Raw genomic sequence first — 22,871 nt, 5'->3', positions numbered from 1 at the left:
TTCAGATCCAGAACGCGGCTTTGCGCAGCTGCTTGACCGTCACGACGCTCGCGACCGCCAGTACGGCAACGCACACCAGGGCGTAAACGATGCTGATCATGCTGACATGGCCGGTCGCCAGCGGTTCGCGCCACACGGCGAACAAATGCGTCAGCGGATTAAGCCGCATGACCGTGGAATTCGGATTGATCATTTCCGCCGTCCAGATCACCGGGGAGGACAGGAAAGCCAGCGTCAGCGTCGATTCGATGATCGGCTTCATGTCGCGAAATCGCGTCGCCAATGCGCCGAGGACCAGGCCGAGGCCAAGCGTGCAGGCGACGAACAGCGCAAGTCCCGGCAGGGCCGCGATACAGCCTTCGATATCGGTCCGGGACAGGGCCAGCCAGAGGAGCAACGGCACGCTGGCATTGTGGAGCGCGAACAGCGCCTGCCGGAACAGGCATTGCAGCAGGAAGGTCACTGGCGGCAGCGCGCGATCCTTGATCAGGCCGGCCGAATTCTGCAGCGCCGTCGTCGCATCCAGCACGACGTTGTTGAGAAAGGTCCAGGCCGTCAGGCTGATCGCCAGCATCGGAAGCCGCGCGACGGCATTGGCGTTGGACAAATGTCCGATCACCGAGCCCAGCACCGCGACCATGATCGCCATCTGGATCGACATCCAGAACGGACCCAGCAGCGAGCGGACGTAACGGTGACGCATATCCGACCAGGCGAGGGTGGCGGCGATCCTGACAGCGCCGACGAGCCCGGCGGTTTCGGATCGCATGGCGCGGGCGGACCGCACCCCCTCCTTGCTGGTGACGGCATCGAGATAGATCGCTTCGATCGCCTGCTTGAATTGTGTGGTGGAGTATTTCGACATGGCGCGCCGGCGGGCGGCAAGCCCCATGCGCTGCCGTCGCTCCGGGTCGCGGATCAGGACGTCGATCGCTTCTGCCAGCTTGCGGTGGTCGCCCGGCGGCACGGTGATGGCCTCGATCCCATCACGTGCGACGTGTGGAACGGCGGTGTCGAGCGAGGTGTTGATGACCGGGCGACCTGCCGCCATCGCTTCCAGTTGAACCAGTCCGAAGGTTTCCGCCGACGTCACCGACGGCATCACGAAGACATCAGCGATGTACATCAGTTTGACCAGTTCACTGTCGGGAACGGAGCCGAGCAGCCGTACGCGATCGGCGACGCCGAGGCTCTGGATCAGCTGCTCCAGCCTCGCGCGTTCGCGGCCCTCGCCAACGATCCAGACCTCGAAGGTCTGGCCGACAGCGGCCCGGATCAGCACGTCGAAGCCCTTATAGGGAACAAGGCGGCCGCAAGCGAGCACCAGCCGCCCGCGATCGTGCCCGACCTTGAGGTCGGGGTGACGCGGGACCGGCCGCTCATACTTCGAGACATCGATGCCAAAGGGGACGACGTGGCATTTGTCGGCGAATTCGCGCAGCAACGGGGTTTCGTCCAGGAGGGCGCGGTCGGAGACGATGATCGCTTCCGCCCGCGAGAGGGTCCGGCGCATCAGCGGCTCGACGAACCGCCTGAGTCTGGCGTGCGTGACGATGTCGGCATGCCAGTGCACGACGAGCGGCCGCTTGCGGCCAAAGCCGAGCGCGAACACGAGGTCGGCCAGCGGAAAAGGCGCATGAAGCACCAGCAGATCGTGCTGTGCGATCCGGCGCCACAGCCGCAACGGATAGGTCGGCGCAAACGGCAGTGACAGGATGTCGCCGAACGAGCGCACGCGCTCGACCGGCACGTCGTGCACGACGATCCGGCGGCGTCCATTCGCGCTGGAACAGGCCAGCACGGCGAAGGCGAAGCTGGCCTTCAGTCCGGTGCAGATGTCGCGGATGACGGTGAGAGTCCCGCCGAACAGGTCGGGATAATAAACCTTGAAGATGTGAAGCACCGACAGGCGGCGGGCGGAAGCGTCGATCGAAGTCATCATGCAGCTCGCGCCGGTCAGCGGATCAAAAGGGCAGCGACGAACGGCGTCGCCAGCGCGGCAAAAAAGGTCACGCAGCGGATCAGCGCCGGCAGCACGGGCACGACGACCGCCGGCCTCGCGCTTTGGGCGAGGTGATGTGCCGCCGGGAGGGATGGAGCGGAATTGCGGGGCGAAAGGACGTGCATGGTTGGGTTCCCCTGGTTGGATGATTTGCGTATATGTGGGAAAATTTCACACGTCAATAACCAACCGCAAAAAAGTGGGATTGTGTCCCACGCCGGGCGCGGCTACAATTCGCCATGAGTGCTAACCCGCCGCCGCCAAAGCCGGCCTCGCATCAACCGATCGCCGCGGACCGTCTGCAGGCGCCGCTGGCGCGCCTGCTGCGTCCGCTGGTGCGGTTATGCATCCGCGGCGGCATGACGTTTCCCGCGCTGGCGCAGCTGCTGCGCGAACTCTTCGTCAATGTCGCCGAGCATGACTTCGCGCTTGATGGCAAGGAGCAGACCGACAGCCGGGTCAGTCTGCTGACCGGGATCCACCGCAAGGAAGTGGCCCGGCTGCGCGGTGCCGGCACGCCCGTCAACGAAACGCCGGCCACGCTGTCGCGTACCAGCGCGATCATCGCCCGCTGGATGGCCGCGCCCGAATTCACCGACAAGGCCGGCGACCCCTTGCCATTGCCGCGCACCGCTGACGGTGACGCGCCGTCGTTCGAGGCGCTCGTCGAATCGGTCACCAAGGACGTCCGGCCACGCGCGGTGCTGGATGAATGGCTCGACCGGCAACTTGTCAGCATCAACGCGAATGAAGAGATCGTGCTGGTCGATACCGCCTTCGTTCCGCGCGGCGACGACGACCGCAAATGGCACTATCTCGGCCGCAATTTGCACGACCACGTCGCCGCGGCGGCGGACAACGTTTCGGCCGTCACGCCGCGCTTCCTCGAGCGCGCGGTGCATTACGACGGTCTGTCGCCCAAATTGGCAAAGCGCCTCGAAGCTCGTTCGCGCGAACTTGCGATGGATGCGCTGAAGACCGCCAACCGCGAAGCCAACCGCGCGGTCGCCAAGGACAAGGGCGGCGACGCCAGGTGGAATTTCGGCGTCTATATCTACCACGAGGCGCCGGACGGCGATGACGCCAAAGAAGGCGGCCAATCATGAGCAAACCGCCGATCGTCACCCGTCGGGCGCTGCTGGCGGGGTTTTGGCTTGCGGGCGTGTCCTCGGCCTGGGCACAGGTCCGGGGCGGCCGCAGCGGCGACGATCAGGGTATCGGCGGCACCGGTGCCGCGAGAATCGGCGACGATCACGGTATCGGCGGTACCGGTATTGTCGGGGTCATCCAGCGTTTCGGCAGCATCTTCGTCAACGGTGAACGCATCGGCTATGCGCCTGACGTGCCGGTGCGGATCAACGGCGAGTCGGCGTCGGTGAAGGCGCTGCGGATCGGACATGTCGCGCGCGTCGTGGCGATGCGCCAGGCCAATGGCGCGCTGACCACCCGCGGTATCTCGGCCGTCAGCGAAGTGATCGGACCGATCCAATCCGTCGGGGCAGGCGAGATGTCGGTGCTGGGCCAGCGGGTGACGTTCATGGGGCGCGAAACCTGGCGGCCCGGTACCTACGTCGCGGTGTCCGGATTGCGCCGAACCGACGGCGTCATCGTCGCCAGCCTCGTCGAGAAGCGCCGCGACAACGCCACGCGAGTCACAGGATTGCTGGAACGCGATCGCGACGGGGTGCGGATCGGTGGCTTGCGTCTTGCCGGTGCGGATCCGGCGCTGATCGGTCAGCGCGTTCACGCCGACGGGCAGTTTGCGCAAGGCGTGATGCAGGTCGCGCACGCGCGACGGGACGATTTTTCCGATCTGACCGGGGCCAGCCGTTTGTCGATCGAAGGCTACGTACGGCGTGTCGGCGACAATCTGCAATTCGGGTCGGGCTATGTCGCGCGCGATGTGTCGCGCTTCCAACCCGCGGCCGGCGACTCACGCGTGGTCGTCAACGCCGTGCTCGACAGCTCGCGCGGCCTGCGGGTCGAGTCCGTTCAATCCGTCAGCCAGTTCCCGGGTGCGTCGATCGGAAATCCGGCTGGTCCCGCCAGAGCTCCGGGCTCAGCGCCCGGTCAGGGCGGCACGCACGTTCCCGGTGGTTCGCCTGCGCAAGGACCCGGTTCTTCGGGTCCGGGTCGCGCCAGCGATCCCGGTGGTCCGGCGTCACCCGGCGGCCCCGGATTCCCGGGCGGTCCTTCAGGACCCGGAGGATTCGGTGGTCCCGGTGGCGGTGGCCCAGGCGGCTTCGGCGGAGGCGGAATGGGAGGCGGTGGTCGACGGTAGTTGGTCCGCCGATGCGATATACACCGGCGTCATCGCATCCGGTTCTAGCCGGCGCTGAGCCGCACGCCAGCGCGCAAAAACTTCTGCGGGTCGACCGCGTCGCCGTCGATCCGTGTTTCGTAATGCAGATGCGGACCGGTCGAGCGGCCGGTCGAGCCGACCGCACCGATCACCTGTCCGATCTTGACGACGTCGCCGACCCTGACGTGGATCTCCGACAGATGGCCGTAGCGGGTCGATAACCCATTGCCGTGGTCGATCTCGACCATGCGGCCATAGCCGCCCATCCATCCCGATGAAGCCACTTTGCCGTTCGCGGTCGCGCGCACGGGATCGCCGGTCGCAGCGCGGAAATCGAGGCCGGTATGCATCGCCGGCCGACCGAGGAAGGGATCGCTGCGAACACCGAAGCCGGAGGTGAACTCGACTTCGCCGACGACGGGTTTGCGATAGGGCACCAGTGCCAGCGTGCGGTTGAGCCGCTCGACCTGGGCACGGGTGGCGTTGATCCGGTTGAGCTGGCGCTCGAACGGGCCGGCATCGGCCCCAAGCTTCACCGGAACGAAGGGGCCGCCGACGCCCGAACGTGGCGTCGCGGCTTCGAGTTGCGCCATGTCGAGACCGAGATCGGTGAACACGCCGCGCATCCGGCGGACGCGCGATTCCATGCTGTCTTCGACCGAGCTCAGCGCCGCCATCTGGCGCCGCTCAACCTGGTCGAGCGAGGTCTGCAGGCGGACCAGGACGTTGTCGACGCCCTGAACCTTGGCGTACTGGTTGGCTTGCTGCTTGACCACGACCGGTGCGCGCGACTCCAGACGGGCTTCACGATCCGGCGGCGCCACAAAGATCACGGTGTCGCTGATCGGGCTGGGCTTCGGTGTCCCGGAAGCGGGGGTCTCGGCGGCGGCGCCGCGTGCCGGCGGCCGGATCGATCCGGTGGCCGTGCTGTCCGGAATCGAGCCGAGCGCGGTGGCGCGGGATTCCAGCGCGGTCTGGCGCTTCATGATCTGGTCGAGCTTCTGGTCGAACTGTTCCTGGTCGAGCAATTGGCGGCTGGTGGTGCGATCGACCTTGGCGCGCAGCTCGGCGATGCGGTCTTCATAGGCGTATTGCATCTCGGCCTGGCGGGCGATCAGCCGGGTCAGGACGTCGTCGCGAAAGGCGAAATAGGTGGCGGTCGCCGCCGACCACATTCCGAGCACGATGATCGTGCCGACGACGATCCAGAACACCACGGGCCCGAACCGCACCTGCTTGCCGGCATGGACAATGGCATAGCCGTCATTGGCCGGGGGGAGTGCCGCGGCCTGTGCCACGGGACGTCGCGTCCGGCTGTCATGGGGATGATGGTGCTGGTGGTACTCGGAATGATGACCGGAACGGTACGACATCGGCTCTCCCGCGCCGGTCGGACAGGGGTTCCGTACGGCTCAATTTGCGAGGCCGATTTGACCCACTCATGGTTAATTTTTGGGAAATGGAACCTGGAAAACTATAATCCTTGCGCTGTGGCCAATACCTCGTCGGCGTGGCCATCGACCCGCACGTTGCGCCAGATTTTGGCGATCTTGCCGTCCTTGCCGATCAGAACGGTCGTGCGAAGAATCCCGAGGAAGGTCCTGCCATACATGGATTTTTCGCCCCAGGCGCCATAGGCCTCCAGCATCTCGTGTTTTTCATCCGAAATCAGAGGAATCGAGAGCTGGTGCTTGTCGCGAAAGGACTCCTGGGCCTTCACGGTGTCGGCGGAGATGCCCAAGACGGCCGTTCCGCTTTCGGCGAACGCGTCCTTGAGGCGGGTGAAATCGATTGCCTCCCTCGTGCAGCCGGGAGTATCGGCTCGGGGGTAGAAGAACAGTACCAGTTTCCGCCCGGCGTAATCGGCCAAGGATACGCTGTCGCCACCATCCCGGGGCAGCTGGAAGCTGGGCGCTTTGGCGCCTTCAACCCGACCCGAGACCAAGCCTGGTTTGCTGTCCGGCTTCGCAGCGGCCTCGGGAATGGGTGTCAAATCAGGCTTCGGTGCCGTCGATGGCTTGGATTTTAACGATTTCGATGCGGGCTTGTGGGATTCTTTGGTCAAGGCGCCCTTGGCTGCCGTGCCGGACTTCTTCGCGACCACCTTGCCGGCCTTGGCCGCGGGCGTTTTGACTGGAGCTTTCGAGCCACTGCGGGCTGCCTTCGCCGGGATCGTTTTGTGGGCGGATTTCTTGGCAGGTGTCTTCGCGGGTGACCTGGCTGGTGTCTTTGCGGGTGTCTTTGCGGATCCCTTGGAGGATTTCTTGCGCGTTTTCTTGGACATACGCCTTCCTTTCGTCGCTTTCGGCGGATCAACCAATAGGGTATTGCGGGTCTTGTCCCGGCCTATCGGATTCGCTCCGGCCGCTGGGCAAGTTTGATGACCTCGGAGTATGGTTACAAGGAATTCGACGCACCACCCGTCCGCTCGTTGAAGGTCCGTTTGATTGAGTCGGCGATTGAGTCCTTGGGCCTGGCTACGAGTAACAGTATTAATCGAGGATTGGCAGCGATGCCGACACAGGAGCGCTCGATACAGATCGATGGGCGCGCCTGCGGCGACGATCAACCTCAGCGCCAGCACCGAGAGGCAATGGCTAGGAATAGTTCGCCCCAAAGTCCTGGGCTCCAAGGTTCTGGGCTCAAAGGTTCTGGACCCCAGGGTTCCGGACCCCAAGGGTCGAATCCGCGTGCTGAGGCTCATATCTCGCAATGGGATGACGAGGCCGGCTGGGATCCCGACCAGGACGAGGCGGCGCGCCACCGGGCACGACGGTTGTTGTCCCGTTCCAATTCCCGTTTTCACCGGTTCAGCGACAATGTCTCGGCGCTGAACCGATGGGTCACCGGCGAACGTTGGGTCAAGCGCCTGACGGTCGTAATTGCGGTGCTGGCCGTGATCTTTGCCAGCTGTTTCGGCGGGCTTTGGTGGCGGCTCGGCGCCGGGCCGATCAATCTCGACCTGGCGACGCCCTGGCTTGCGGCGGCGATCGAGGAAAATATCGGGCACGGCAATACGGTCGAGGTCGGTGGCACGCAAATCGAGCGCGCCGGCAAAATTCGAATCGCGGTGCGTATCCGCGACATCGTGGTCAGGGATCGCGACCAGGCGATTGTCGCAAGCGCCCCGAAAGCCGAAGTGAGATTATCCGGCACCGCGTTGTTGATGGGGCGGCTTCGCGCCGAGAGCCTCAATTTGGTCGATGCCGAACTCGCGGTACGAATCACACCGGATGGCCAGGTGACGGTATCCGCCGGTGACACGGCCAAACCATTGGCGACCGGCGTAGCCTCGAAGCGCGACGCTGGCTTGGCGCCCACATTCCCGCGGCCGGCACCGCCCCCTGGCACGTCGGCGCCCGAGACGGCACAGAACGGATTGCTGGCCGGCCTCGATTGGCTCGACAGCCTGAGCCTGACCGGTCTCGACGGACAAAATCTCAACGAGATCGGCTTGAAGAACGGCAATCTGGTCGTCGACGACCAGCAGCGCGGCAACAAATGGACGTTCGACAATATCAGCATGAGCCTTCGCCGGCCGAGCGCCGGTGGCGTGGCGCTGAGCGTGGGCGAGGAGGGCGCCCGACCATGGTCGCTGCGGGCGGTGATCGGGCCGCCGACCAACGGCGTGCGCTCGGTCGATCTGCGTGCCGACAAGGTGCCGACGGCCAATATTCTGCTGGCGATGCGGGTCAAGGATCTCACCTACAGCGCAAACCTGCCGCTATCGGGCGAGCTGAAAGGCGAACTCGGCCGCGATGGCCTGCCGACCTATTTCCGCGGCAAGCTGACCGCCGGTGCCGGCCACATCATCGACAGCGATACGCCCGATTATCCAATGGCGATCGATGCGGCGGAAATGAACGTCGAATGGGATTCCGCGCGGCGCGTGCTGGTCGCCCCGTTCAAGATCGTTTCCGGTGCAAACCGGGTAACTCTGCTCGGCCATCTTGAGCCGCCGAATGGAACCACGACCGAATGGCAGGCCGGGTTGAGCGGCGGCACCATCGTGCTGGCCGGCAATGAGGGCGAACAGCCGCTGATCTTCAATCGCATCGCGATCGGCATGCGCTTCGACACCGAAAGGAAGCGCTTTCTGCTGACGCAGGCCGATATCAGCAATGGCGAGATCGGCGTCGCCGGAACCGGCAGCGTCGATTATTCCGGCGAGGCGCGGCTCCAGCTTGGCTTTGCCGGTACGCCGATGTCGGCCTCCGCGCTCAAGCGGATGTGGCCGGTTCTGATCGTGCCGGAAGTGCGCGAGTGGGTGATCGAGCGGATCGAACGCGGCACGCTCCAGCGCATCGAGGTCGGCGTCAATTCGCCGGTGCGAAATTTGTCGCGCAAGGGCCCGCCGATTCCCGACGACGGCCTGGCGGTCAATATCACGGCAACGGGCGTGACGGTGCGCCCCGTCGATGACATGCCGGTCGTGCGCGACGCCGACCTGAAGGCGCGGGTGACGGGTCGCACCGCCACCGTCAACATCGGCCAGGGCATCGCCGATACGCCGGCCGGTCGCAAGGTCACCATTTCGGATTTCACCTTCGAGGTGCCGGACATGGCGCCGAAGCCATCGCCGGCAAAGGTCAAATTCCGCATCGACGGCACCATCCCGGCGGCGGCCGAGATTCTGGCATCCGATCGCCTCAGCGACGTATCCGCCACCTTCGTCGATCCGAACGCGAGCAAGGGAAATGTGACGGCCACCGTCATGCTCGGCATGCCGGTCAAGGGCGTGCTGACCAAGGCCGATACCACTTATTCCGTGACCGCCGATCTCGGCGGGGTTTCCATCGACAAGCTGGTGATGAACCAGAAGCTGGAGGCCAACACGCTGAAGGTCGTTGCCAACAATAACGGCTATCAGGTCAGGGGCGACGTCAAGATCAACGGCCAGGCTGCGTCGCTGGATTATCGCAAGCCGAACGAAGGTGACGCCGACATCAAGCTGTCGGCGACACTGGATGACGCCAGCCGCGCGCGGCTTGGGCTCGATCTTGGTCCGGCCGTCAGCGGCGCAATCCCGATCAAACTGATCGGCAAGATCGGTGAAAACGACAGCCGCGTCGGTATCGAGGCCGATCTCACCGCGCTCCGGCTCGACAACATCCTGCCGGGTTGGGTCAAGGTACCGGGCAGGTCCGGCAAGGCGACCTTCAGCGTCGTCAAAAAGGAGCAGTCGACGCTGTTCCAGGACATCGTCGTCGACGGTGGCGGCGTCTCGATCAAGGGCTCGCTGGAAGTCGACGCGAATGGCGAGCTGATGACCGCGAACTTCCCGACCTACTCGCCGTCGGAGGGCGACAAGACCTCGCTGAAAGCCGAACGCAACGCCGATGGCGTAGTGAAGGTGACGATGCGCGGCGACGTGTTCGACGGCCGCGGCTTCCTCAAATCGGCGATCTCGGGCAAGGAAGCCGACGCCAAGAAGACCAAGAACATCGATCTGGACATCGACGTCAAGCTCGGCGCGGTCGCCGGCCACAATGGCGAGGCGCTGCGCAGCGTCGACGCCAAGATGTCCCGGCGCAATGGCGTCATCAAGACGTTTGCGATGACGGGCAAGGTCGGGCGCGATTCGCCGGTGTCCGCCGATTTGCGCGGTCGCGTGCAGGGGCAGGGGCGTGACCTGATCATTCTGCAGACCAATGACGCCGGGGCGTTCCTCCGCTTCACCGATACCAACTCGAAGGTCTTCGGCGGTCAGCTCTCACTCGCGATGGAACCGCCGACGGTCGAACCATCAGCCAAAGAGGGCCTGATCAATATCCGCGACTTCTCCGTCAAAGGCGTTCCTGAACTGGAGCGCGCGGCGGCGGGCGGACCGGCAGGCGTACAGAACGGCGTGTCGTTCTCGGCGTTGCGCGCGGAATTCACCCGGCAAAGCGGACATCTCACGATCCGGGACGGCGTCGTGAAGGGCCCGACCATCGGCGCCACCATCGAAGGCACTCTCGACTATATCGGCAACTCCGTTCGCATGAGCGGGACCTTCGTTCCGATGTACGGGCTCAACAACATGTTCGGCCAGATTCCCGTGCTCGGCCTGTTCCTCGGCGGCGGCAGCAATGAGGGCTTGATCGGCGTCACCTATGAGGTCGTCGGTACTCCGGCCGCGCCGGTACTGCGCGTCAATCCGATTTCAGCGATGGCGCCCGGCGTGCTGCGCAAGATCTTCGAATTCAACACCGGCAAGCAGAACAACCCGATCGAATTCCCGCCGACCAATAATTAGGGCGCGAGCGGTTGAGGGATTTTGCCATCAGCGATTGATCTGGCCAATCGGCATCGTCTCGCGCTAGCTTTCAAAAAAGGGAGGCTGGCGTTATGCTGATCACCGACGTCCGTGCGCATCACATTCGCATCCCCTATGACGCCGGCGTGGCGAGCTTCAAGCAGGGCGCGTCAGCGATATCTGCGCTCGAAATCGTTCTCGTCGAGGTCTCGACGGATACAGGATTGACCGGCTGGGGTGACGCCTTCAGCTATGTGTGCCCGCGATCCTGTGCCACCGCCATCGATGAAATGATTGCGCCGCAGGCCCGAGGTCTCGAGGTCCCCGACGCCGCTGATATTCCCGCCTTCATGGATCGTATCCAGCGCAATCTGCATCTGTTCGGCCGCTACGGCATCACGATGTTCGCGATCTCCGCCCTCGATATCGCGTTGTGGGACCTCGCGGCGCGCATGCAAGGCGTCCCGCTTCACCGCCTGTTGGGCGCGCGCAAGCGGGCGCGGATTCCGGCCTATGCCAGCCTGCTGCGGATCGGAACACCCGATCTCGTCGCCAGCGAATGCGAGACGGCGCTGCGGCGGGGTTACACCGCCATCAAGCTTCATGAGACGACGGTATCAGCCGTATTCGCCGCACGGCGCGCGATCGGCGACGGCATCCCGCTGATGGTCGACATGAACTGCCCGATGACGTCGGCGGAAGCCATCGCCTTCGCGCATGAATGCAAGGCGGCCGCGCCGATGTTTCTGGAGGAGCCGGTATGGCCGCCGGAAGATTTTGCCGCGCTGGCGGAGACCCGCACGAAGGGCGGGCTCGATATCGCCGCCGGTGAGAATGCCTGCACCGTCAATCAATTTCGCCTGATGATGGATGCGGGCGCGGTCAGCTACGCGCAGCCCTCGGTGACCAAGGTCGGCGGCATCACTGAATATTTGAAGGTGGTCGATCTGGCCGACGAAAGGGGCGTCAGGCTGGCGCCGCATTCGCCCTATTTCGGTCCGGGCCTTCTGGCGACGCTGCACTTGCTGTCGTTGCGGGACGACAAGACCTTCGTCGAGTTCTTTTATATGAACCGTGCCGCGTGCCTTTGGCGCGGTGCGATCGATGTCGGAGCCGATGGCGCGGTCGCGGTGCCGGAAGGGCCGGGGCTCGGTTACGAGCCGGACCGCGAGGTTATGGAGCGTTATCGGGTCTAGCGGGGGCTTCACCCGGCCGTACGGCCCTTGTTGTGGCCCTGTACCGCGGTCGAAGGCGGTGTCAGGAACGCATCGAAGCGCTCCTTGACGATGGCGTAACATTCGCATGACGCCTTCTCTAAGCCCGCTCGGTCAAGTACCTGGATGGTGCCGCGGCGATAATGGATGAGACCGGCGGTCTGCATCGACTGCGCGGCAAGCGTTACGGATTTCCGGTTCGCGCCGAGCATATGCGAAAGAAACTCGTGTGTGTAAGGCAGCGCTTCACCGCCGGCGCGGTCGTGCATCATCAATAGCCACCTGCACATGCGCTCTTCCGTCGTGTGCATGGAATTGCAGGCAACCGTCTGCTGAACCTGTGAAAGCAGGGTCTCCGAGTAACTCACGAACAGATCGCGCACGTGTTCGCTGCTTTTGAATTCATATCGCAACAGCTCGATCGGGCAACGGACTGTATGACCTGGGAGTTGCACGAGACAGCGGTTGAACGAGACGCGGCTGTACATGGCTGCAAAGAGGCCGAACGCACCTTCGCGACCGATGTTGGCAGTCTCGATGGCGGCGCCATTTTCCAGAACGGTCAATAGCGACAGAACCGAGCCTTGCGGAAAATAGGCGTGCTTGAGCAGACCGCCGGCATCGCAGACCATTTCTTCGAGCTGGAAATCGATGGGCTCGAGGTAGGAATCTATTCTCTTGCGGCTGTCCGGCTCCAGGGCGCCGAGCAGTTGATTGCTTCGCGGGTCATGGTCCATTTGTGCTTGGGACATCGCTTTTGGCAGCGTGTTGATGCGAGTGCTTCGGGCCGATCATCACAAGAGTAGAGTCTATGAGATTGGGCAGGTTAGATTTGCACGAATATGGTGCGCACGTCTGAGCAAAGCAGCTCAGTGGACATTGCTGGGTTCCCGATAGGGATGGCCCAAGGGAGGCGCCAGCGTACACAGCGCCTCGACCAGTGCCGCAGTCTGGTAAGGCTTTGCGAGAAAGAAGCTGTCCTGCGGAAGTTCGAAGGGCTGTAGCCGCACGTGTCCCGATACGACGAGAATTTTGATTGGCGGCCACCGGTTGCGCGCCGCGTGGGCCAATTGCAATCCGTTCATGCTGCCGGGCATGTCGATATCTGTGAGCAGCAACGCAATGTCTAAGCGGGATTCCAGCAGGGCCATCGCTGCGTCTGCATCAGCAGCTTCAATGACTGCAAAGCCTGCTTCCTCAACAATCTCTGCGGCACACATCCGCAGCAGTGTGTCGTCCTCTACGATCAGAACGATGGTCGGTGATTTGCTGGGCAATTCTGCAGCCATGTTGACGGGAACTTTCCTAAACGGGCTACTGCCTGCCGTGTCCCTGATTCGCCTGCTCGGTCAATTCGGCTGCCATCCGCAGACACTGCGCCTTCAAGTCCGGGGTGAGCGACATGGATGCGAGTTCAATGAGGTCCGATGCCAGGCGCAGGCACTCAAGGTCGCGGTTTCGGTCGCTTTCGGAATCGAGCATGCCCACCTCCTGGAAAGTGTGAGTGATCGCACGCCGCCTTTCGTGCTGTCGGTGGTCCACACCACAGACCATGACCCACGTATTCGTGATGCTGCAGGAGCGGGCGCTCACGCACCGGGGCGCTGAAGTGAGCTGTTTTGCTCAGACTGACCAACGCCGGGCTGCCATAATGCTCTGAAAGCACTGGCTGAAATCTGAACTGATCCCTGGCGAAGGCCGTGCTCGGGAGGTCCGCGATTGCATATGCCGTCTGACGCAGTTCAGGAACTATTCAAGTTTCCTGCAGAATCGCCTGATCGGGACGAGCTTCCATACCGACTTCGGCAGCAATCCCTGCTCGGCGAGTTCGGCCGCATCGCTATGCAAACCCGCGACTACCGACAAATCCTGCAGCGGGCCACCGAGCTTTGCGCCGACGGGCTTCAGACACGATTCGCCAAAGTCTTGGAATATGTGCCGGAAGAGGACCACCTGAGGGTGCGCGCCGGCGTCGGCTGGGACCTCGACACCATCGATAGCGTCTCGCTCACCGCCGATCTCGGATCGCCGGCCGGATACGCCTACCAAACCGGGGCCACGGTTATCTCGAATCACCTGGAGGTGGAGACCCGTTTCCGCACACCCCAGCTCCTGAAGGATCACGGCGTCAGGCGCGCGATCAACGTGCTGATCGAAAAGGGCGGGGAGGGCAAAACGTTCTTCGGCGTATTGGAGGTCGATAGCGCCGATCCCGGCCAGTTTGACGAGGCGGATGCCGACTTTCTGGCCGGCTTTGCTGGCCTGCTCGGCGTCGCCATCGAACGTCAGCAGGCGGACGCCAAGCTGCAGGAGGCACTTGAGCACCAGGCGCTGCTGACGCGGGAGATGAGCCACCGCGTCAAGAACAGTCTGACTTCCGTGGTCGGATTGCTGCGCGTGCAGGCCCGTACGGCTCTATCCCCGGATGTCAGAAATGCGCTTGAGGATGCAAGCCTGCGCGTCGACACCATCGCCCAGGTACATGATCATCTATGGCGTAGTTCGCACGTCGGTTTTGTCGAACTCGTAGACTTCATGAACGAGCTTTGCAAAAAGCTGCAAGGTACGACGGATGGCCATACGCTGCGCTGCCATGCCGACCCAATGCTGCTTTCGGCTGACCATGCCATTCCATTGGGGCTCCTGATCAACGAACTCGTCACAAACGCGGTGAAATACGCCTACCCCGAAGGCGGTGGCGTTATCGAGGTCAGTGCGCGGGAAATCGACGAACATCTTCATGTCGAGGTTTCCGACCATGGCGTCGGCCTTCCGGACGGCTTCGACATTGATCAGCCGCAAACCAGTCTGGGGTTCAAGGTGATCGTCGGCATGGTGCGGCAGCTTCAAGGCAACCTGACGCTCACCTCCGGAAATCCCAAAGGGGCACATTTCCTGCTCGACCTGCCTATCCTGCCCCGAGTCAAAGAGTAGATTCTTGCCTCTCGCGCCGTTTGATCTAGGCAGAACACGTGAAGATGTCGCAGGAACCAACGGGCCACCGGCCTATTGGTCCCCTGACACATCAACCCCCGGAGAAAAAATGAAAACGCTCACCCTCGCGCTGGCAGCCGGCGCTGCGGCGTTGTTCGTCACTGCCGCCTCGGCGGCTCCGCTTTCGATTGGCCCGGTCGCATCGGACAGCCACATTCAGAACGTACGCATGGTTTGCGACGAAGACGGCCGTTGCTGGCGTGAGCGCGGTGAGCGCCGCGTCATCCTTCGCGAGTCTCGCGACTCGTATGGCTATGCGCCGCGCGAGCGCTATATCGAGCGCCGCGGCTATGAAGAGCGCGGACCGGGTATTGGAATTCATGCGCCCGGCGTGAGCATTGGTGTCGGCGGCGGTCGATACTGAGCCACGCGCTACGAACGACCAAAGATCTGCCCGGCCGGCTTTGTTCGGTCGGGCATGATCAATCTTATACAGACAGATGCGGACCAGCCTGCAATGCTGGCCCTGCGGCCAACCGCTGAGGTGACGATATGCATATGTCGGGCGAGAGTTTGCTGGTCATCTTGTTTGTCGGTCTCGTGGCCGGCTGGCTCGCGGGCCAAATCGTGCAGGGGACCGGATTTGGGATCGTCGGCGATCTCCTTATCGGGATTGTGGGCGCCTTTATCGGAAGTTGGCTTTTGCCGCAGCTCGGCATTCATCTCGGAACCGGAATCATCAGCGCAATCATCAATGCGACCATCGGCGCGATATTGCTGCTTGTCGTCGTGCGGCTGGTTCGTGGCGGCGGCCGATGGCGAAGGAGCTGGTGGCGCCCGTGATGACAATTGCGCCGTCCCTGGATTGTATTGTCACCGCCGCAGCGCCGGCACCACCAGGAACGGGATCAATCCCAGCACCACGTTGACCAGCGCGAATACGAACAGCGCGTTGTAGCTGTGGGTCCAATCATGGATCAGGCCGCCGGCCCACGAGCCCAGCCCTGATCCGAGGCCGCTGCCGATCGAAATCGTGCCGAAGATGGTGCCGACCCGTTTGCCGCGGAAAATGTTCAGCGCAGTCGCGGTGATCAGCGGCCCACGCGAACCGATCATGCTGCCGAAAGAGATGATGAAGCCGGTCAGCAGCCAGTAGTTCGGATAATATTGCAGCAGCCAGAGCAGGATGATGCCGACGATCGAGACGCCGTAGCTGAACAGCACCGACGGCCTGCGGCCGATGATGCCGTCCAGCGTCGAAATCCCGAGCATGCCGAACAGCAGCACCACGCCGGAAAAACCCCAGGCCGTGGCCGCTTCCAGGGGAGGGAAGCCGGCGTCGATCAGATACGCCACGATCTGCGCCGTTATGGCGTACATCGCCACCGCGGTGAAAAAGAATGTCGAGAACAGCGCCCAGAAGACGTGGTGGAGCATCGCGCTCTTCAGCGTCCAGCCGTCATCGACGAAGCCGTCGTCGGTCTTCTTGACGACATGCGGTGAGCCGGTCGCGAACAGCCGCCACGGCATCAGCAGCAGCGGCAGCAACAGACACAGCGCCACGATCCCGAACCATTGATAGGCATCGCGCCAGCCGATGCGGTCGATCAGCAGCTGCGAGGCCGGCAGCAACACCAAAATGCCCGCGCCGGTCGCCGAATAGAGGATCGCCATCGCGGTTGGCAATCGCGGTCCGAACCAGCGGCCGAGCAGGATCGAGTTCGGCACCACGCCGATCAGCGCGATGCCGATGCCGACGCACAATCCCGTGGAGAGCTGGAACTGCCAGAGCGCCTGCGCGCGCGAGGCAACCAGAAACGAGCCGCCGAGCAGCAGCAATCCGAGCGAATAGACGAGGCGCGGCCCGGAGCGGTCAAACAGCCGGCCAACGAACGGCGCCATCAGTCCGCCCGCGAGCCAGGTCAGCGAATAGACCGAAACCACTTCGGCGCGGTCCCAGGCGAAACTCTCCGCGATCGGTTTCAGGAAAACCGTAAAACTCTCGCCGAGGCCGCGGCCGACCACCGACAGCGCAAAGCATAGCGCCAGCACATTGAGGGCCGTGCGCGCCGGTCTTGGCGGCGTCGTCAGCGCGTCTCCCCCTGGCGTCTTTTGATCCATGGAAGGCAGGGAGCGCGCTTCTGCGCCGCCGAGCAAGCGCGTAAAGCGAATACGCCTATGCAGGCTTGAGCAGGACGTGCTTCTTCTTGCCCATCGACAGCTTGATAACGCCTTCCTGCGTGAGGTTTGCGGCGTTCAGGACCATCTTCTCGTCGGTCACGGCAGCATCATTGACACGAAGGCCGCCGCCCTTGATCTGGCGGCGTGCCTCGCCATTGGATGCGACGAGGCCGGCTTTGACGAATGCCGCGAGGACGCCGATGCCGGCATCAAGTTCGCCGCGCGGAATTTCCACCGTCGGCAGGCTTTCCGCGATTGCGCCTTCCTCAAAGGTCTGCCGCGCGGTTTCGGAGGCGGTGTTGGCGGCTTCGCGGCCGTGCAGCAGCGCGGTTGCTTCCGTCGCCAGCACCTTCTTGGCCTCGTTGATCTCGCCGCCTTGCAGCGCCGCAAGCTTGTTGATCTCGCCCATCGGCAGGATCGTGAACAGCTTTAGGAATTTCACGACGTCGGCATCCTCGACGTTGCGCCAGTATTGCCAGAAATCGTAAGGCGAGAACGCGTCGGCGTTGAGCCACACCGCGCCTTGCGCGGTCTTGCCCATCTTGGCGCCCGATGCGGTGGTGAGCAGCGGCGTGGTCAGCGCGAACAACTGTTCCGTGCCCATGCGGCGGCCGAGATCGACGCCGTTGACGATGTTGCCCCATTGGTCGGAGCCGCCCATCTGCAGCCTGCAGCCGGTGCGGCGCGCCAGTTCGACGAAGTCATAGGCCTGGCAGACCATGTAATTGAACTCGATGAAGCTCATCTCCTGCTCGCGTTCGAGCCGCAGGCGCACCGAGTCCATCGTCAGCATGCGGTTGACCGAGAAATGCCGGCCGATGTCGCGCAGCATTTCGATCCAGTTCAGCTTGGTCAGCCATTCGGCGTTGTCGAGCATGATGGCGTCGCTGGCGCCGTTGCCGTAGCGCAGCACTTTGGCGAACACGCCGCGGATCGAGGCCTTGTTGGCCTCGATTTCCGCGATGGAGCGGATCGCGCGCGACTCGTCCTTGCCGGAGGGGTCGCCGACCATGGTGGTGCCGCCGCCCATCAGGGTGATCGGCTTGTTGCCGCTTTGCTGCAGCCAGTGCAGCATCATCATGGTGAGGTAATTGCCGATATGCAGCGACGGCGCGGTACAATCGTAGCCGACATAGGCGGTCGCCTGGCCCTTCGCGGCGAGCGCGTCGAGGCCTTCGAAATCGGAACATTGGTGGATAAAGCCGCGTTCCTGTAAAATGTTCAGGAAATCTGATTTAAATGCGGTCATTGGTCTGCGACTCTGATCATTCTATTTTCACGGTAATTGTAACGAGTTGCGGAACCATAGCGGAATGGCCTGCCGCAAGCGCGTGCGGTGTGGCATTATAAGATGTCCGTGTTTGGCACAAGCTGGTCGTCGTCGGCGGGACGATTCGAGCAGGGCGTGGCGAAGGCACGATTACTATGATGTTGACGGCAATAGGTTTGATGAGCGGCACCTCGCTCGACGGGGTCGATGTCGCCATGATCGAAACCGATGGCCGGAAAGTCCGGGCTTTTGGGCCATCCGGATATCGTCCCTACAGCGAAATGGAGCGCCGCCTGCTGCGCCAGGCGCTGTACGAGGCCGTCAACCTGCCGCAGCGCGATGCGCGGCCGGGTGTCCTGCGGCAGGCCGAACAGGCCGTCACTTTGGCCCATGCCGAGGCGGTGGCCGCCTTTACCGCGCAACACCGCATCTCCGCCCAGGACATCGACATCGTCGGCTTTCACGGCCAGACCGTGCTGCACCGGCCTGAGCGCCGATTGACGGTACAGATCGGCGATGCCGCAGCCCTGGCCAAGGCGATCCACATTCCCGTCATGCATGATTTCCGCGCCGCCGACGTCGCCGCCGGCGGGCAGGGCGCGCCCTTTGTGCCGGTCTATCACCGCGCGCTGGCCCAGTCGCTGGAGCGCGAGGGGCCGATCGTTGTGGTTAATATCGGCGGGGTCTCCAACATCACCTATATCGACGGCACCGATACGCTGATCGCCTGCGACACCGGTCCCGGCAACGCGCTGCTCGACGACCACATGTACCGTGTCCTGAACCAGCGCTTCGACACCGCGGGCCAGACCGCCGCGCAAGGCAAGGTCGATGACGCCTGGATCGCCCGCGCGCTGGCGCTGCCGTTCTTTGCCAAGCCGCCGCCCAAATCGCTCGACCGCAATGACTTTGCCGCGCTGAAGGTTGACGGGATGTCGCCTGTGGACGGCGCCGCGACCCTGACCGCGTTCACGGCCGCGTCGATCGCCCGGATCGTGCCGCTGCTGCCGAAGGTGCCGAAGAGCTGGATCGTGGCCGGCGGCGGCGCCCGCAACCTGACCATGCTCCGGATGCTGCGCGACCGGCTGGCGCCGGCAACCGTCGAGGCCGCGGATGGGCTGGGCTGGGCCTCGGATGCGATCGAGGCGCAGGCTTTTGGATTTCTGGCGGCGCGGGGCTTGAAAGGCCTGCCGCTGAGCTATCCGGCCACCACCGGGGTGCCGATCCCGATGACCGGGGGGCTCATGGCCCGGCCGTAACGGCCGGGATCAAGATATGTTGATGCAATTGCATCGACCTTGACGACTGCATGCAATCGCATCTAATTTGATGCAGGTGCATGAAGCGAGCCGTTCGGCTTTGCCTTCAGTTCTCTTTGGAGGTCGTCATGACGGCAAAACTGACTTTGATCAGCCACAAGCTTTGTCCCTATGTGCAGCGCGCGGTGATCGCGCTGAACGAGAAGGGCGTCCCGTTCGAGCGCGTCGACATCGACCTCGCCAACAAGCCGGACTGGTTCCTGAAGCTTTCGCCGCTCGGCAAGGTGCCGGTGCTGATCGTGCGCAGCGATGCGGGCGAGGTGGCGCTGTTCGAGAGCAACGTGATCTGCGAGTACATCGAGGAGACGCAAGCGGGCGCAAAACTGCACTCGCAGGATCCATTGCAGCGGGCGCAGCACCGGGCCTGGATGGAATTCGGCTCGACTATTTTAAGCGAGCTGTGGGGCCTCGAAACCACCGGCGATGCCGCGGTGTTTGAAGCCAAACGCGTCGCGGTGGCCGCGAAATTTGCGCGCGTCGAGGAGGCGCTGGGTTCGGGTCCATTCTTTGCCGGCGAAAAATTCAGTCTCGTGGATGCCGTGTTCGCGCCGATTTTCCGGTACTTCGATATGTTCGACGAGTTGATCGACCTCTCGATCTTCGCACAGACGCCGAAGGTGCGCGCATGGCGGATGGCGCTGGCAACGCGGGAAAGTGTCCGCAACGCCGTCGGCGCCGACTATCCGCAATTGCTGCACGCGTTTCTGGTTCGCCATAACGCGCACATGCTGAAACTGGCGGCATAACCATGTCGCCGCCGGTCGCCTGGATCGCGCTGGTGACGGCCGGGCTGCTCGATGTCGGCTGGGCGATCTCGATGAAATACGCCGAGGGTTATACGCGGCTGGGCTGGAGCATCGTCTCGCTGGTGCTGCTGGCGGCGTTCGTGTTTTTGCTCGGGCGTGCGCTGCAGGTGCTGGAGATTGGCGTCGCCTACACGGTGTGGACCGGCATCGGCGCGGTCGGGACCCTGACCATGGGCGTGCTGCTGTTCGGCGAGGCGCTCAATCCGGTGAAGATCGCCGGCATCGTGCTGGTCATGACCGGCATCGTCGCGTTGAAGATGGCGCCGGCGTAAGCGGTTACAAATCGCTCGCCATCTTCACCAGCGCCGCAATCGTATTCGTGTTGCGCGCCGTTCCCGCTTTTGCGGCAGGGATCACCAGTTTCGATTGCCCGATGCCGTCGCCGTAATGGACATAGATCTCGCGCGCGCCCAGTCCGATTTCTTCGTCCTTGCGGTGTCTGACAGCGGCAAGCGTATCCGCCGGCGGCTTGGCGTCGAGAAAGATCGCGAGCGTCCGATTGCCCGGCGCCTTTGGAAACGGATTGTTGTTCAAGACGGCCTGCATCTCGGCGGCGGTGCGCACCATCACGCCGACAGCCTTGCCGGCATAGGCTTCAAGTCGCGCTTCCAGCGCCTTCTTCACGGCGGGTTCGGATTTGCGGCTGGTGAACACCACATTGCCGCTGGCGATGTAGGTGCGGACGCCCTCGAAGCCGAGCGCCTCGCACATTGCTTTCAGCTCGGTCATCGGTAGCTTGCCGGTGCCGCCGACATTGACGGCACGAAGGAGAGCGACGAAGGCGGTCATCGCGCGCCGCCTCGTTTACCGGACGTTGGCGAGCCGCATGTCGAGATAGCCGGTCACCGTCTCCATCAGCGGCTGCAATTTGCCGTCGAAGAAATGGTTGGCGCCGGGAATGATCTGCTGGTCGATCACGATGCCCTTTTGGGTCTTGAGCTTCTCGACCAGCGTGTTGACGTCCTTCGGCGGCACCACCGCATCCTTCTCGCCATGCACGATCAGGCCCGACGACGGGCAGGGCGCGAGGAAAGAGAAGTCATAGAGGTTGGCGGGCGGCGCGATCGAAATAAAACCTTCGACCTCCGGCCGGCGCATCAAGAGCTGCATGCCGATCCAGGCGCCGAACGAAAAGCCGGCAACCCAGCAGGCGCGCGCTTCGGGATTGATGGTCTGCGCCCAGTCGAGCGCGGATGCCGCATCCGACAACTCGCCGGTGCCGTGATCGAACGAGCCCTGGCTGCGGCCGACGCCGCGGAAATTGAATCGCAGGACCGAAAAGCCGCGATGCGCGAACGCGTAGTAGCACTGGTAGACGATCTGGTGGTTCATCGTGCCGTGAAACTGCGGATGCGGATGCAGGATCATCGCGATCGGCGCGTTCTTCTGCTTCGCCGGATGGTAACGGCCTTCGAGGCGGCCCGCAGGACCGGTGAAAATAACTTCAGGCATTGATGATCCTTGGAAGTCTTCCTTGGCAACGGACGTGATCCGGCAGAAACGATGATCGGACGTCGTTGGGGCGATGCGCGGACAGCGCTCGGTGAACTTGTGGCCGCGTTCTAACATGACGCGAGGGGCAAAAAGCAAGGACTTTATGCACCCAGGGCCGCGCCAATGCGAATTCAGCGCCCGGGATAAGTATTTGAAGGATTTAGCAGATCTGTTTTCGTCTCAAGCGAGGCGATGGCGTTGCGGTAGCGCCGGCTGCCCACAGCGGTCTGGCCGGTGTCGAAGGTAAGCTCGAAATCTCCCGATGGCTTCAACGCCACGGCGGTCACCCGGTCGAGATTGGCGAGCCGGGTGCGGTGGACGCGCGCCAGTTTGAATCGCGCAAGCTCAGCCTCGGCCGCTGCCAGCGTTCCGCGGACCAGATGGCTGCGACCATCGGCGAGGCTGTATTCGACATAGTTCCCGGCCGAACTGATCCAGATAATCTCTTTGGGTTCGATGCGGATACGGGTGGTGCCGTCGCGCAGCCAGACCATATGCGGCAGCGCTTCCGCTGCCGTGGCGGGGGCCGCCGTCGCAACCGCCCCGACCTCGCGGCGGCTGTCGATCAGCCACATGCCGCCACCGATCAACAGGCAGGTGACCGCGTCCTTGCGGGCCTCATAGAGCAAGGTCGCAAGCGAGAGGTGGAAATCATAGCTGCCGCCGAGCAGCCACAGCACGAGTTTACGCAAGGCCACCATCCCGGTGATGTGTACGGCGGAGAAGACGATGATTGCCGCGATCACCAGCGCGATACGGACCAGCCGGCGAGGTTCCCGGCGGATTCGCCTGACCGCGGCGAACAGGGCCGGCGCCAGCAGGATGATGACGGCAATGCTGGTCATCTCCCAGAGCAGCGGCGTCTTGAGGTTATACGAGCCGCCGCGCCGGGCGATGTCGTCCGCGGTCGACAGCGCGTTGACGCTGCCGATCGCTAGCGCGACCGCCGCGACCGCGGCGTAGACCAGCCAGTCGGCGCCGGTTATCCCGCGAAACAGGCCGCTGGTCCCACGTGGGGTCGTTTCGTCCCAAGCAGGCTGGTTTTGATCCCAAACCGGCTCGACGCCACGGCCATCAGGCGCATTTTTGACGTCGGTCATCCAACTTCGTC

The 22,871-nt window shown here is 63.3% G+C and carries 22 protein-coding genes; 10 read left to right on the top strand and 12 right to left on the bottom strand.

Annotation, left to right across the window (positions count from 1 at the left end; genetic code table 11):
- Position 1: 1 nt before the first annotated feature.
- Positions 2-1,939: a glycosyltransferase gene (locus JQ600_RS20740; protein ID WP_212389709.1), complete on the bottom strand. Its 1,938-nt coding sequence runs from the start codon at positions 1,937-1,939 to the stop codon at positions 2-4.
- Between the two features lie 17 nt (positions 1,940-1,956).
- The gene (locus tag JQ600_RS20735; protein WP_212389710.1) at positions 1,957-2,127 is read right to left on the bottom strand and encodes a hypothetical protein; all 171 of its coding nucleotides are present in this window, start codon (positions 2,125-2,127) and stop codon (positions 1,957-1,959) included.
- A 114-nt stretch (positions 2,128-2,241) separates the two neighbouring features.
- On the opposite strand from JQ600_RS20735, the gene JQ600_RS20730 reads away from it, so the two are divergent.
- Both JQ600_RS20730 and JQ600_RS20725 read left to right on the top strand, forming a co-directional pair.
- Positions 2,242-3,108, top strand: coding sequence for a DUF6502 family protein (locus JQ600_RS20730; protein ID WP_212389711.1), 867 nt, complete (start codon positions 2,242-2,244; stop codon positions 3,106-3,108).
- Positions 3,105-4,283: a DUF5666 domain-containing protein gene (locus JQ600_RS20725; RefSeq protein ID WP_212490072.1), complete on the top strand. Its 1,179-nt coding sequence runs from the start codon at positions 3,105-3,107 to the stop codon at positions 4,281-4,283. Before JQ600_RS20730 ends, JQ600_RS20725 begins: the two co-directional genes overlap by 4 nt.
- A gap of 44 nt (positions 4,284-4,327) precedes the next feature.
- Here the strand turns inward: JQ600_RS20725 and JQ600_RS20720 are convergent, their stop codons facing one another.
- Both JQ600_RS20720 and JQ600_RS20715 read right to left on the bottom strand, forming a co-directional pair.
- Entirely contained in the window at positions 4,328-5,677 is a 1,350-nt protein-coding gene (locus JQ600_RS20720; protein WP_212490071.1) for a peptidoglycan DD-metalloendopeptidase family protein, read from the bottom strand.
- Between the two features lie 101 nt (positions 5,678-5,778).
- Positions 5,779-6,588, bottom strand: coding sequence for a peroxiredoxin (locus JQ600_RS20715; protein ID WP_212490070.1), 810 nt, complete (start codon positions 6,586-6,588; stop codon positions 5,779-5,781).
- Positions 6,589-6,816: 228 nt separating this feature from the next.
- Here JQ600_RS20715 and JQ600_RS20710 point away from each other — a divergent pair, with 228 nt between their 5' ends.
- Positions 6,817-10,542 carry a DUF3971 domain-containing protein gene (locus tag JQ600_RS20710; RefSeq protein ID WP_212389715.1) on the top strand — a complete coding sequence of 1,242 codons (3,726 nt, stop codon included), beginning with the start codon at positions 6,817-6,819 and terminating at the stop codon, positions 10,540-10,542.
- 92 nt (positions 10,543-10,634) lie between these two features.
- On the top strand, positions 10,635-11,738 hold the full coding sequence (locus tag JQ600_RS20705) for a mandelate racemase/muconate lactonizing enzyme family protein (protein WP_212261898.1): 1,104 nt from the start codon (positions 10,635-10,637) through the stop codon (positions 11,736-11,738).
- Between the two features lie 8 nt (positions 11,739-11,746).
- Here JQ600_RS20705 and JQ600_RS20700 read toward each other — a convergent pair whose 3' ends face one another.
- The 3 genes from JQ600_RS20700 to JQ600_RS20690 all read right to left on the bottom strand — a co-directional run bounded on the left by JQ600_RS20700 (position 11,747) and on the right by JQ600_RS20690 (position 13,238).
- On the bottom strand, positions 11,747-12,508 hold the full coding sequence (locus JQ600_RS20700; RefSeq protein WP_212389716.1) for a Crp/Fnr family transcriptional regulator: 762 nt from the start codon (positions 12,506-12,508) through the stop codon (positions 11,747-11,749).
- Positions 12,509-12,625: 117 nt separating this feature from the next.
- The gene (locus JQ600_RS20695) at positions 12,626-13,045 is read right to left on the bottom strand and encodes a response regulator (RefSeq protein ID WP_212389717.1); all 420 of its coding nucleotides are present in this window, start codon (positions 13,043-13,045) and stop codon (positions 12,626-12,628) included.
- A 25-nt stretch (positions 13,046-13,070) separates the two neighbouring features.
- A complete protein-coding gene (locus JQ600_RS20690) occupies positions 13,071-13,238 on the bottom strand; it encodes a hypothetical protein (protein ID WP_212389718.1) in 168 nt (55 codons plus the stop codon).
- A 243-nt stretch (positions 13,239-13,481) separates the two neighbouring features.
- On the opposite strand from JQ600_RS20690, the gene JQ600_RS20685 reads away from it, so the two are divergent.
- The 3 genes from JQ600_RS20685 to JQ600_RS20675 all read left to right on the top strand — a co-directional run bounded on the left by JQ600_RS20685 (position 13,482) and on the right by JQ600_RS20675 (position 15,533).
- Positions 13,482-14,690, top strand: coding sequence for a sensor histidine kinase (locus tag JQ600_RS20685; RefSeq protein WP_212389763.1), 1,209 nt, complete (start codon positions 13,482-13,484; stop codon positions 14,688-14,690).
- A gap of 109 nt (positions 14,691-14,799) precedes the next feature.
- A complete protein-coding gene (locus JQ600_RS20680; protein WP_212389719.1) occupies positions 14,800-15,114 on the top strand; it encodes a hypothetical protein in 315 nt (104 codons plus the stop codon).
- A gap of 128 nt (positions 15,115-15,242) precedes the next feature.
- Positions 15,243-15,533 carry a GlsB/YeaQ/YmgE family stress response membrane protein gene (locus tag JQ600_RS20675; protein ID WP_211994952.1) on the top strand — a complete coding sequence of 97 codons (291 nt, stop codon included), beginning with the start codon at positions 15,243-15,245 and terminating at the stop codon, positions 15,531-15,533.
- A 30-nt stretch (positions 15,534-15,563) separates the two neighbouring features.
- Here JQ600_RS20675 and JQ600_RS20670 read toward each other — a convergent pair whose 3' ends face one another.
- Both JQ600_RS20670 and tyrS read right to left on the bottom strand, forming a co-directional pair.
- The gene (locus JQ600_RS20670) at positions 15,564-16,811 is read right to left on the bottom strand and encodes an MFS transporter (protein ID WP_212389720.1); all 1,248 of its coding nucleotides are present in this window, start codon (positions 16,809-16,811) and stop codon (positions 15,564-15,566) included.
- A gap of 55 nt (positions 16,812-16,866) precedes the next feature.
- Positions 16,867-18,120 carry a tyrosine--tRNA ligase gene (gene tyrS / locus JQ600_RS20665; protein WP_212389721.1) on the bottom strand — a complete coding sequence of 418 codons (1,254 nt, stop codon included), beginning with the start codon at positions 18,118-18,120 and terminating at the stop codon, positions 16,867-16,869.
- Between the two features lie 176 nt (positions 18,121-18,296).
- On the opposite strand from tyrS, the gene JQ600_RS20660 reads away from it, so the two are divergent.
- From JQ600_RS20660 to JQ600_RS20650, 3 genes are all read left to right on the top strand, one after another.
- The gene (locus JQ600_RS20660) at positions 18,297-19,400 is read left to right on the top strand and encodes an anhydro-N-acetylmuramic acid kinase (RefSeq protein WP_212389722.1); all 1,104 of its coding nucleotides are present in this window, start codon (positions 18,297-18,299) and stop codon (positions 19,398-19,400) included.
- Between the two features lie 128 nt (positions 19,401-19,528).
- Complete coding sequence (locus tag JQ600_RS20655) at positions 19,529-20,206, top strand: glutathione S-transferase family protein (RefSeq protein WP_212490069.1); 678 nt, start codon at positions 19,529-19,531, stop codon at positions 20,204-20,206.
- Between the two features lie 2 nt (positions 20,207-20,208).
- Positions 20,209-20,538: a multidrug efflux SMR transporter gene (locus tag JQ600_RS20650; RefSeq protein WP_212389724.1), complete on the top strand. Its 330-nt coding sequence runs from the start codon at positions 20,209-20,211 to the stop codon at positions 20,536-20,538.
- Between the two features lie 4 nt (positions 20,539-20,542).
- Here JQ600_RS20650 and JQ600_RS20645 read toward each other — a convergent pair whose 3' ends face one another.
- From JQ600_RS20645 to JQ600_RS20635, 3 genes are all read right to left on the bottom strand, one after another.
- Positions 20,543-21,055, bottom strand: a complete 513-nt coding sequence (locus tag JQ600_RS20645; protein ID WP_212389725.1) for a DUF1697 domain-containing protein — start codon at positions 21,053-21,055, stop codon at positions 20,543-20,545.
- A gap of 15 nt (positions 21,056-21,070) precedes the next feature.
- Positions 21,071-21,718: an alpha/beta hydrolase gene (locus tag JQ600_RS20640; protein WP_074829094.1), complete on the bottom strand. Its 648-nt coding sequence runs from the start codon at positions 21,716-21,718 to the stop codon at positions 21,071-21,073.
- A 173-nt stretch (positions 21,719-21,891) separates the two neighbouring features.
- Positions 21,892-22,860 (bottom strand): LytTR family DNA-binding domain-containing protein, encoded by a 969-nt coding sequence (locus JQ600_RS20635; protein ID WP_212389726.1) that lies wholly within the window; start codon positions 22,858-22,860, stop codon positions 21,892-21,894.
- Between the last annotated feature and the right edge of the window lie 11 nt (positions 22,861-22,871).

Source organism: Bradyrhizobium sp. AUGA SZCCT0176 (assembly GCF_018130145.1).
GTDB lineage: Bacteria > Pseudomonadota > Alphaproteobacteria > Rhizobiales > Xanthobacteraceae > Bradyrhizobium.
The sequence above is the reverse complement of the archived record's forward strand: the minus strand, read 5'-3'. Positions and strand labels throughout refer to the sequence as shown.

What these genes read in the sequence shown, in the direction of transcription:
- JQ600_RS20740 (WP_212389709.1), bottom strand. Translation starts at nt 1,939, where the DNA reads ATGACTTCGATCGACGCTTCCGCCCGCCGCCTGTCGGTGCTTCACATC.
- JQ600_RS20735 (WP_212389710.1), bottom strand. Translation starts at nt 2,127, where the DNA reads ATGCACGTCCTTTCGCCCCGCAATTCCGCTCCATCCCTCCCGGCGGCA.
- JQ600_RS20730 (WP_212389711.1), top strand. Translation starts at nt 2,242, where the DNA reads ATGAGTGCTAACCCGCCGCCGCCAAAGCCGGCCTCGCATCAACCGATC.
- JQ600_RS20725 (WP_212490072.1), top strand. Translation starts at nt 3,105, where the DNA reads ATGAGCAAACCGCCGATCGTCACCCGTCGGGCGCTGCTGGCGGGGTTT.
- JQ600_RS20720 (WP_212490071.1), bottom strand. Translation starts at nt 5,677, where the DNA reads ATGTCGTACCGTTCCGGTCATCATTCCGAGTACCACCAGCACCATCAT.
- JQ600_RS20715 (WP_212490070.1), bottom strand. Translation starts at nt 6,588, where the DNA reads ATGTCCAAGAAAACGCGCAAGAAATCCTCCAAGGGATCCGCAAAGACA.
- JQ600_RS20710 (WP_212389715.1), top strand. Translation starts at nt 6,817, where the DNA reads ATGCCGACACAGGAGCGCTCGATACAGATCGATGGGCGCGCCTGCGGC.
- JQ600_RS20705 (WP_212261898.1), top strand. Translation starts at nt 10,635, where the DNA reads ATGCTGATCACCGACGTCCGTGCGCATCACATTCGCATCCCCTATGAC.
- JQ600_RS20700 (WP_212389716.1), bottom strand. Translation starts at nt 12,508, where the DNA reads ATGTCCCAAGCACAAATGGACCATGACCCGCGAAGCAATCAACTGCTC.
- JQ600_RS20695 (WP_212389717.1), bottom strand. Translation starts at nt 13,045, where the DNA reads ATGGCTGCAGAATTGCCCAGCAAATCACCGACCATCGTTCTGATCGTA.
- JQ600_RS20690 (WP_212389718.1), bottom strand. Translation starts at nt 13,238, where the DNA reads ATGCTCGATTCCGAAAGCGACCGAAACCGCGACCTTGAGTGCCTGCGC.
- JQ600_RS20685 (WP_212389763.1), top strand. Translation starts at nt 13,482, where the DNA reads ATGCCGTCTGACGCAGTTCAGGAACTATTCAAGTTTCCTGCAGAATCG.
- JQ600_RS20680 (WP_212389719.1), top strand. Translation starts at nt 14,800, where the DNA reads ATGAAAACGCTCACCCTCGCGCTGGCAGCCGGCGCTGCGGCGTTGTTC.
- JQ600_RS20675 (WP_211994952.1), top strand. Translation starts at nt 15,243, where the DNA reads ATGCATATGTCGGGCGAGAGTTTGCTGGTCATCTTGTTTGTCGGTCTC.
- JQ600_RS20670 (WP_212389720.1), bottom strand. Translation starts at nt 16,811, where the DNA reads ATGGATCAAAAGACGCCAGGGGGAGACGCGCTGACGACGCCGCCAAGA.
- tyrS (WP_212389721.1), bottom strand. Translation starts at nt 18,120, where the DNA reads ATGACCGCATTTAAATCAGATTTCCTGAACATTTTACAGGAACGCGGC.
- JQ600_RS20660 (WP_212389722.1), top strand. Translation starts at nt 18,297, where the DNA reads ATGATGTTGACGGCAATAGGTTTGATGAGCGGCACCTCGCTCGACGGG.
- JQ600_RS20655 (WP_212490069.1), top strand. Translation starts at nt 19,529, where the DNA reads ATGACGGCAAAACTGACTTTGATCAGCCACAAGCTTTGTCCCTATGTG.
- JQ600_RS20650 (WP_212389724.1), top strand. Translation starts at nt 20,209, where the DNA reads ATGTCGCCGCCGGTCGCCTGGATCGCGCTGGTGACGGCCGGGCTGCTC.
- JQ600_RS20645 (WP_212389725.1), bottom strand. Translation starts at nt 21,055, where the DNA reads ATGACCGCCTTCGTCGCTCTCCTTCGTGCCGTCAATGTCGGCGGCACC.
- JQ600_RS20640 (WP_074829094.1), bottom strand. Translation starts at nt 21,718, where the DNA reads ATGCCTGAAGTTATTTTCACCGGTCCTGCGGGCCGCCTCGAAGGCCGT.
- JQ600_RS20635 (WP_212389726.1), bottom strand. Translation starts at nt 22,860, where the DNA reads ATGACCGACGTCAAAAATGCGCCTGATGGCCGTGGCGTCGAGCCGGTT.